Annotated in this window: 8 protein-coding genes; 1 reads left to right on the plus strand and 7 read right to left on the minus strand. The window is 59.1% G+C overall.

Features of this window, described 5'->3' with window-relative positions:
- A partial coding sequence (gene argA / locus AC2VNK_RS09690; RefSeq protein WP_486883603.1) for an amino-acid N-acetyltransferase occupies positions 1-1288 on the plus strand: 1288 nt, incomplete at its 5' end.
- A gap of 7 nt (positions 1289-1295) precedes the next feature.
- Here the strand turns inward: argA and AC2VNK_RS09695 are convergent.
- The 7 genes from AC2VNK_RS09695 to trxA form a co-directional block, all read right to left on the minus strand.
- On the minus strand, positions 1296-2252 hold the full coding sequence (locus AC2VNK_RS09695; protein ID WP_291523069.1) for a LabA-like NYN domain-containing protein: 957 nt from the start codon (positions 2250-2252) through the stop codon (positions 1296-1298).
- 6 nt (positions 2253-2258) lie between these two features.
- Positions 2259-3935 (minus strand): dihydroxy-acid dehydratase, encoded by a 1677-nt coding sequence (gene ilvD, locus AC2VNK_RS09700; protein WP_291523070.1) that lies wholly within the window; start codon positions 3933-3935, stop codon positions 2259-2261.
- A gap of 315 nt (positions 3936-4250) precedes the next feature.
- Positions 4251-5306, minus strand: a complete 1056-nt coding sequence (locus AC2VNK_RS09705) for an AI-2E family transporter (protein WP_291523072.1) — start codon at positions 5304-5306, stop codon at positions 4251-4253.
- Between the two features lie 6 nt (positions 5307-5312).
- The gene (locus AC2VNK_RS09710) at positions 5313-6551 is read right to left on the minus strand and encodes a malic enzyme-like NAD(P)-binding protein (RefSeq protein WP_486883604.1); all 1239 of its coding nucleotides are present in this window, start codon (positions 6549-6551) and stop codon (positions 5313-5315) included.
- A gap of 6 nt (positions 6552-6557) precedes the next feature.
- Positions 6558-6761, minus strand: coding sequence for a 50S ribosomal protein L31 (rpmE, locus tag AC2VNK_RS09715; RefSeq protein WP_291523078.1), 204 nt, complete (start codon positions 6759-6761; stop codon positions 6558-6560).
- Positions 6762-6836: 75 nt separating this feature from the next.
- Positions 6837-8213 (minus strand): transcription termination factor Rho, encoded by a 1377-nt coding sequence (gene rho / locus AC2VNK_RS09720; RefSeq protein ID WP_486883605.1) that lies wholly within the window; start codon positions 8211-8213, stop codon positions 6837-6839.
- Positions 8210-8536, minus strand: coding sequence for a thioredoxin TrxA (gene trxA, locus AC2VNK_RS09725; protein WP_291523080.1), 327 nt, complete (start codon positions 8534-8536; stop codon positions 8210-8212). Before trxA ends, rho begins: the two co-directional genes overlap by 4 nt.
- Between the last annotated feature and the right edge of the window lie 452 nt (positions 8537-8988).

Raw genomic sequence — 8988 nt, forward strand, 5'->3', positions numbered from 1 at the left:
CTTCCGCGAGTCTTCGCCCTACATTCATCGCTTTCGCGGGCAGACTTTCGTCATCAATTTCGGTGGCGACGCCCTGGCGGATGGCAGCATCCGCAGCCTCGCCCATGACATCGCCCTGCTCAACAGCCTGGGCATCAATGTCGTCCTGGTGCATGGGGCCGGGCCGCAGATTGACGCGGCACTGCTGGCCCACCAACTGCGCACCGAGCGAGTCAACGGCAAGCGCATCACCGACCTGGCGGCCATGCAGGTACTCCGCGAGGCGGTAGGCGGCGCCCGTCTGGTGGTGGAGGCGGCATTGTCCGAGGGGCAAATGGGCTCGCCCATGGCCCATGCCGGGTTGCAGGTGGTCAGCGGCAACTTCATCATCGCCCAGCCCCTTGGGGTGCTGGAGGGAGTGGATTACCAGTATACCGGGCAGGTACGGAGGGTAGCGACAGAGGCCATCCAGCGCCATCTTGCTGCCGACGAAATCGTCCTGCTCTCCCCCATCGGCGTCTCGCCGACGGGCACCCTGTTCAACATCCGCGCGGAGGAAGTGGCCGTAGCAGCGGCCTTGTCCTTGCACGCCGCCAAGCTGGTTTTTTTCATGGACGAAGACGGCGTGACCGATGCCCAGGGCCAACTCCTGCGCCAGGTTACCCTGTCTGAATTGCCGGAATTGCTCACCCGGGACGATATTCAAGGCGACCTGCGCGAGCATCTGCACAGCGCTGCGATCGCCTGCGCCGGAACGGTGGATCGTGTCCATCTCATATCCCGGCATGTGGATGGTGCGCTGCTGCGCGAACTATTCACTCGCGACGGCCTCGGTACCCTCATCTCTCAAGATCCTTTTGAACATCTGCGGACCGCCACCGTCGCCGACATCCCCGGCATCCTTGATCTGATCGGTCCCATGGAAGAGCGCGGCGTGCTGGTGCGACGCAGCCGGGAACGCCTCGAAATGGAAGCAGATCACTTCGTGGTCATGGAACGGGACGGCAAGATCATCGGCTGTGCGGCCATGTATCCCTACCCTGATCAGGGAATGGCCGAAGTCGCCTGTCTTGCGGTAAACAGCCGCTATCGTCGCCAGGGGCGCGGTGAGCGGCTGCTTGACTACTGCCAGGAACGCGCGCGAGCGCAGAAGCTGGAACAGATCTTCGTGCTCAGCACCCAGACAACCCACTGGTTTCTGGAGCGCAACTTTCACCACGGCACCTTGGAGGATTTACCGGTGCCGCGGCAGCACCTCTACAACTTCCAGCGCCGCAGTCAGGTATTTTTTCGCAGCGTGAAAGCGTGAAGCGGGGTCAGGAGGTGTCGGCGACCGCCTCATTCTCCTCGGCTTCGCCTTCCGAAGGAAACCCCGTATCCTCCCCCCGTTCCGTGGCGGCGGCGCGGTCGGGCAGCCTGGACAAGCCCCCGGTGCGGCCATCATAGCGATTGACCACCGTGCAGCGGCGGGCGATGAAGCCACCCTTTTCCGTCTCACTGGACTCAAGATCAAACTCCAGAATGATATCCCGGCTCGGGAGGTCATCCGTATCCAGTTCGCGCGGCAGGTCAGAAATATGGACAAAGGCCGTCTCGTAGGGAGAGTCGTCCTGCCGGGTATCGGTCACCCACAAACGAGCGGAAATACCGGTCAAAAAACGGATGAAACCGAAGCCGCGGTCCGCCTCCCAACGGATGCAGATACCGCGGATGCGTGAGCCTATTTCCCCCCACGGCACCCGCACGTCGCCGCGGGTGGGAATCAGCCCGGGCACCAGATAACCGGAGTAGAAAGCGTCCGCTTCATGCTGCAATTCTCTGGAGACATTTTTGAACGCCAGCACCTCGACCCGGCATCCCTTATTCTGCAACGCGCGAACCACCTGCAGGAAATCCCCGTCACCCGTGACCAGCAGCACCTGATCCAGCCGCTCGGATTGCAGCATCACATCCACCGCCAGATCCAGATCGGCATTGGCCTTGGACATGCTGTTGCCTTCTTCGTCCACGAACCAGCGCACCGGCTTTTCGATGATTTTCCAGCCCAGATCGCGCACCGCCTGCTGATAGCCACGAATCCGTTCCCGGTACTCGCGGTCACGCTTCATGCGCTCGCCATCCACCGCCATGTAGGTGTTCAGGCGTAGTAGTCGCGCCCCGTCCTCCCGCCCGGCGAAGCGCCGCAGCACGTCATAACGCATGGCATAACCGCCGTTATAACGAATATTTTCGGCATCCACATAGACGCCAATATGTAGCTCACCAGTACTCATGAATGCTCAGGACTCCAGGATCGCGCCGTTGGCGGCGTTAGTCACCAGCTTGCGATAACGGCGCAACCACGGTGACTTCAGGGGCTTTTCTATCGGCACCCAATGCTTGCGGCGTTCGGCCAATTCCTCGTCACTCAGGTCGACGTGGATTTTGCCGTTATCGAGGTCAAGAGAAATAATGTCCCCATCTTTCAGCAGGCCGATGGGGCCGCCCTCTGCCGCCTCTGGGGAGATATGGCCGATACAGGCCCCGCGGGTCGCCCCACTAAAACGGCCATCGGTAATCAATGCCACACTTTCGCCCAGGCCCATGCCCATGATGTTGGCGGTAGGCGTCAGCATTTCCGGCATACCGGGGCCACCCTTCGGGCCTTCGTAACGGATCACCACCACATTACCGGCCTTGACCTCACCGGCAAGAATACCGTCTGCTGCGGTTTCCATACTCTCAAAAATCTTCGCTGGTCCAGAGAACTTCCGCATGGCGGGCAATACCGCACCAATTTTGACGATACCGCCTTCGGGCGCGAGATTGCCAAAGACCACCCGCAAGCCGCCGGTGGGTGAAATGGGGTCATTGGCCAAATGGATGATCCTGCTGTCCTTGACCGTCGCCGCCGATACGATCTCGCGCAGGCTCTGGCCACTCACTGTCGGCTTATCGAGATGCAGCACATCGGGGTTGCGCTTGTGCACCTCATGGAGGATAGCCGGAATACCACCGGCGCGGCCGATGTCCTCGATATGCACCGTAGACAGGGCTGGCGATACCTTGGCAAGGTAGGCCACCTGCTGCGCCAGATCGTTCAGCCGCGCCAGCGGATAATTCAGACCGGCCTCCCGGGCGATAGCCAGGGTGTGCAGCACCGTGTTGGTGGAACCGCCCATGGCCATGTCCAGTATGAACGCATTATCGATGGCATCGAAATCCACCAGTTGCCGCATGGTCGGTCCGCCCGCCATGGCCAGTGCCACCACCCGGTCCGCAGCCTGCCGCACCAGGTCGCGGCGCGCCGCCGCCGTCGCCAGGATGGTACCGTTGCCGGGCAGCGCAATACCAAGGACCTCCATCAGGCAGTTCATGCTGTTGGCCGTGAACATGCCGGAGCAGGAGCCGCAGGTCGGACAGGCCTTGTCCTCGATCTCTTTGAGACGGATTTGGGTGATCTGCCCGCGCTTGAACTGTCCGACCGCCTCAAAGGCCGTCACCAGATCGATCGCTGTTCCGTCAGACAGATGACCGGCCTCCATAGGGCCGCCGGAGACGAATACCGTGGGGACGTCACAGCGCAGCGCGCCCATGATCATACCGGGCACGATCTTGTCGCAGTTGGGGATACAGATAAGCGCGTCCAGATGATGGGCCTGCACCACCGTCTCGATGGAGTCCGCAATCAGCTCACGGCTCGGCAGCGAGTAACGCATACCGTCGTGACCCATGACGATACCGTCATCCACACCGATGGTATTGAACTCGAAGGGCACGCCCCCTGCCGCACGGATGTTCTCCTTGACGATGCGTCCGAACTCCTGCAAATGCACATGGCCGGGGATAATGTCGATGAAGGAGTTGGCCACCCCGATGAAGGGCTTATCCATATCCTGGTCGGTGACACCGCAGGCCTTGAGCAGGGCGCGGTGGGGAGTGCGTTCAAAACCTTTTTTGATCGTATCGGAGCGCATGAGGTCCTCGTGGCAAGTTCAGCAGGGGATGCATCGCGTGGATAACACCCAGAGAGCGGCGCGACAGGGTGCAGGGTAAAAGCACACTGACCGTCTGGTTAGTATCCGCAGTATAGGGCCAAGTGTGAGACAGGCCAAGAAGCAGGCGCTCGCCGGGCTGCAAATCCGCTGAGTTTTTCTCATCCGATGACAGAATAAATAAGATTTTCAATGTAAATTGAATTTCCAACCGGATACTCAAACAAGGTGTTTTTTGCATCTGCTCATATACATTTTATTTGTGCCGACAGCTGACTGCCTGCATAGAGCGGACATTCAACCCTGCGGCGCAGCAGGCGCTGGCCGCAACCACTCATCCCATATCGCCAGCAATACGGCCAGCAGCACCGGCCCCAGGAACAACCCGAGAAAACCGAAAGCGAGAATGCCGCCCAGCACCCCGAAGAGCACCAGCAGAAACGGAATCCGTACCGCGCTGGAAATTACCAGCGGGCGAATCAGGTTATCAATCCAGCTCACCACCAGCGCACCCCACAGGGCCAGCCCTACTCCCGCCAAGATATCGCCCTGAAAGAGCAGCCAGATGCTCGCAGCGCCCCAAACCAGGGGCGTACCGACGGGAATAAAGGAAAACAGCAGGGTGATGACAGCCAGCAGTACGGGCGCAGGCAGTCCTGCCACCGCGTAACCCACCCCCGCAAGGGCACCCTGCGCCACTGCTGTCGCCAGAATGCCGTAAATCACCGCACGGATGGTGCTGGCCACCGTCCGTAGATAGGCGTCGCCCCGTTGTCCCAGCACCTGGCCGACAAAACGGCGCAACTGATCCAACAGCAGTTCACCATACCGGTAGAAGAAAAAGGCGGTGATGAGAACGAGTATAAGCAAAGCGCCGAAGCGCCCGATCCCACCCGCAACACTGCCCAGCCGTCCCGCCCAGGCGGAGAGGTCGGGAGACAGAGCACCGGGCATCAGTTTCGCCGTCCAGGGGGCGGGGATCTGCGCGAGCAGATCATGCACCCAAGGTATCTGAGTCAGCCTTGCTTCCAGGGTCGTACGTGCATCCTGGCTGCCGAGGTCGGTCAGTACATGGTGCAACTCCGTGCCCAGGGTGATGCTCAGGAAAAGTACGGGAAGAATAAAAATCAGCGCCAGCATGAGCGTGGCGCCTGCTGCTGCCAGCACGGGCGGCCAATGTCGGCGCATGGGACCAGCCAGCGGCCAGGTCGCATAAACGAGAACAGCCGCCCAGCCAAGAGCTGGCAAAAAGGGAGCAAGGATTTTCCAGACAAGGGCAAAAAAGAGAACGGCGGCGAGCAATTGGCCGAAGGCGAATCGCAGATCGCGAACCGTCAGATCCGCGAGACGCATCGTGATTTAGCGCCGCGCGACGCCGCTTTCTCGCGCGGCAACGGTCACTGCGCCAGAGACCCGCTGCCGTAGGCGCGGGTCCAGAGGTTTGGGGATAATGTACTCGGGGCCAAAGGCCAGACCTTGCGTTGCAGTCCGCCCATAAGCGGCCTGCACCGCGTCCGGTACCGGCTCCCGCGCCAGCTTCGCCAAAGCATCTACGGCCGCCAGCAGCATGGGCTGGTTGATCTGCCGAGCCCGGCAATCCAGCGCACCGCGGAAGAGGAAGGGAAAGCCCAACACATTGTTGACCTGGTTGGGCATATCCGAACGACCCGTGGCGATGATGGCGTCGGGACGCAGTCGCCGCGCTACGGCGGGGTCCACCTCAGGATCGGGATTGGCGAGTGCAAAAATCACTGGCCTGGGCGCCAGCGTCGGCAACGCCGCCTCCGGAATAGCGCCGCGCACAGAGACGCCGATCACTACATCGGCACCGCGCAACATTGCCGCCAGATCCCAGTCCCTGGGCGCCACCGCAAAGGGTTTATGCCATTGGGTAAGGTCCGTACGTCCGCTGTGCAGCACGCCGTGCAAATCGCTCAGGAAGATATCCGCTACCCCCAGCGCCCGCAACATACGCGCAATGGCAAGTCCGGCGGCGCCAGCACCAACAATAGCGACCTTGATGCGGCCTAATTCCTTACCCTGCAATTCCAGTGCATTCTGCAACGCCGCAGCCACGATCACTGCCGTACCATGCTGATCATCGTGGAATACGGGGATGTCCAGCATGGCCTGCAAGGCTTCTTCGACCTGAAAACAGACCGGAGCACCGATGTCTTCCAGATTGATGCCGCCAAAACCGGGGGCGATGGCCGCCACTACGTCGATGAGATGTTCGGCATCGCGCGCCTGCACTTCGATATCAAAAGCATCAATATCTGCGAAGTGTTTGAAGAGCAGTGCCTTGCCTTCCATGACCGGCTTACCCGCCAGCGGCCCGACGTTGCCCAGACCGAGCACCGCCGTACCGTTACTGACTACGGCGACGAGGTTGCCCTTCGCGGTATAGTCGTAGGCCTTCTCCGGATCGTCGGCGATCTCACGCACCGGAGCGGCGACTCCGGGCGTGTAGGCCAGAGACAGATCTTCCTGACTGCTGCAGGGCTTGCTCGGTATGACCGAAAGCTTACCCGCTGGCGTGCGGGCGTGATACTCCAGTGCCCGTCGCCGCAGATCTGTCTGGGTATCTGTCTCCGTCATAGCGATTTACTGACCGCCGTAACGCTTGCGGAATTTCTCTACCTGACCAGCGGCAGAAACGGCGCGCTGCTTACCGGTGTAGAAAGGATGACATTCGGAGCAGAGGTCGATGTGCAGGTCGCGGTTCGCGGTCGAGCGCGTCTTGAAGACGTTGCCGCAACTGCAGGTGACGGTGATTTCTTCGTACTTGGGATGAATATTGGTTTTCATGATAGCTACTCTCGGGGCCTCGATACAAAGAGGCGAATTATAGGGATGGACAGGGCAGGCGTCCAGCGGACCCGCTTAACGGTTCATGGAGTCGAAGAACTCCGCGTTTGTTTTGGTACCACGCACCTTGTCGAGCAGGAACTCCATGGATTCCACCGGATCCATAGGTGCCAGCAACTTGCGCAACACCCACATTTTACTGAGCATCTCGGCCGGAACCAGCAGCTCTTCACGACGGGTGCCGGATTTGTTCAGATTGATGGCAGGGTAAGTACGTTTCTCGGCCAGGCGACGGTCGAGATGCACTTCCATATTGCCCGTACCCTTGAACTCCTCGAAGATGACTTCGTCCATCTTGGAACCGGTTTCCACCAGGGCCGTGGCAATAATGGTCAAGCTGCCGCCCTCTTCGATATTGCGTGCGGCGCCGAAGAATCGCTTGGGCTTTTGCAGCGCATTGGCATCCACGCCGCCGGTCAGAACCTTGCCGGAAGAAGGCACCACGGTGTTGAAGGCACGCGCCAGACGGGTAATGGAGTCGAGCAGAATGACCACATCGTGTTTGTGCTCGACCAGGCGCTTGGCTTTTTCCAGGACGATTTCTGCAACCTGGGTGTGGCGCGTCGCCGGTTCATCAAAGGTGGAGGAGACCACCTCGCCCTTCACCGAGCGCTGCATTTCCGTCACTTCTTCCGGGCGCTCATCAATGAGCAGCACGATCAGATAGCATTCAGGATGATTGGCAGTGATGGCGTGGGCAATCTGCTGCAGCAACACCGTCTTACCCGTTTTAGGCGGGGCAACGATCAGACCGCGCTGGCCCTTACCGATGGGTGACACCAGATCAATGATCCGCGGTGCCATTTCGCCATAGGGGATATTGTCGGATTCCAGACGCAGTCGCTCTTCGGGGAACAGTGGCGTCAAATCGTCGAAGTTCACCTTGTTGCGAGTCGCTTCCGGCGCTTCGAAATTGATGCTCTCTACCTTGAGCAGTGCGAAATAGCGCTCACCCTCTTTGGGAGGACGAATCTGCCCGGAAACCGTGTCTCCGGTCTGCAGATGAAAGCGCCGCACCTGCGAAGGCGAGACATAAATGTCATCCGGCCCCGCCATGTAGGACCCTGAGGCTGCTCGCAGGAAACCAAAACCATCCTGCAAAATTTCCAGCACGCCCTCGCCGTAGATGGCATCCCCGTTGCGCGCGTGCGCCTTGAGGATATTGAAGATGATTTCCTGTTTCTTCTGGCGGGCGGTACCCTCTAACCCCATATCCTGACAGATCACCGCCAGTTCGGCGGCTGTTTTGCGTTTAAGATCAGTCAGATTCATCGCCGAAGCGCCAGGTGCTGGACAAAGCGTACTATCGTCTTCGTCGTCTACCAGAATATCTTCGTTGGGGAAGGACTTGGGCGTCCGGGGAGATTTACGGCGGGGACGTGGTGTATTCAAAGTTGACTATCCAGGAATGTGGTCAGTTGGGCTTTACTCAGGGCACCCACCTTGGTGGCTTCAAGCTTGCCCGCTTTGAAGAGGAGCAATGTGGGAATACCGCGAATGCCATACTGAGGGGGCGTGTTGGGATTTTCGTCGATGTTAAATTTAGCAACCTGCAGGCGGTCGGCATATTCGCCAGCGATATCTTCCAGAATGGGGGCAATCATCTTGCAAGGTCCGCACCATTCGGCCCAAAAATCGACCAGAACCGGTTTGGAAGACTTCAGTACGTCCGTTTCAAAACTGTCATCAGATACATAAAGAATAGCGTCACTCATTGGAGAGGGCTCCTCAGTCAGTTGGGTATAGCGCTTCGGTGGATATTCATGAGATTTTTATCGTTCGAGGGGTTCAGCCCGAGACCACATGCGCCGGATGGCGCCCGCAGATAAGCACTTCATTTCAGTCCATAAGGTGATTGAAGGATAGCACGATAAAACTGGGATGCAAGAGAGATGGGCAGTCACTTTCGTTAAAGTTTTAAGCCAGTAAGGGTGGCGGAGAGAGAGGGATTCGAAGACTTTCACCCTGACTCCTTTCAACTTCAATAACTTACATGGATTCCCAGACTCGAACGATGGCGATTGGTAGCAAAGCGAAGAGCAGGAATTGGGCTAGTATACTGGCTTTCCGGCAGAGGTCAAAACTCGAACCCACTCTCCGCCATGGCCGGAAGTATTACCACCCCAGAATCGAGGATCTGGCGAACAAGCTGGATAAGGAAACGGGG

The organism is Acidithiobacillus sp. TH-A35, from assembly GCF_057473505.1.